The sequence below is a fragment of the Bradyrhizobium sp. NBAIM08 genome, from assembly GCF_020193935.1.
GTDB classification, from domain to species: Bacteria; Pseudomonadota; Alphaproteobacteria; order Rhizobiales; family Xanthobacteraceae; genus Bradyrhizobium; species Bradyrhizobium yuanmingense.
Window position 1 is genome coordinate 1 of sequence record NZ_JADYVR010000985.1, and the last position, 401, is coordinate 401.

1 protein-coding gene is annotated in these 401 nt (G+C 32.4%); it reads left to right on the forward strand.

The window, feature by feature from the left end; all coding sequences use genetic code 11:
* Window positions 1–267: adenylosuccinate synthetase (locus I6F37_RS43060; protein ID WP_225154838.1), on the forward strand; the 267-nt coding region annotated here is incomplete at its 5' end.
* Between the last annotated feature and the right edge of the window lie 134 nt (window positions 268–401).

Sequence of the window (401 nt, forward strand, 5' to 3'; positions counted from 1 at the left end):
GTGAAAATCTGTACAGCTTATGAATTAGACGGTAAAGAAATTACTGAGTACCCAGCAAACTTAGATCAATTAAAACGTTGTAAACCAATCTTTGAAGAGTTACCAGGTTGGACAGAAGACGTAACAAGTGTGCGTACTTTAGAAGAATTACCTGAAAATGCACGTAAATATTTAGAGCGTATTTCAGAATTATGTAATGTACAAATTTCTATCTTCTCAGTTGGTCCAGATAGAGAACAAACAAACCTATTAAAAGAATTGTGGTAGAACTTTATATAAGTCATACACAATGATTATAAATACATGAGCCTTCTATCTTTATTGGTAGGAGGCTTTTGCTATGTTTGCTTCTGCATCGATTCGATTAATTAGATAAAAATTACTAACGTAAAGGTGAGATT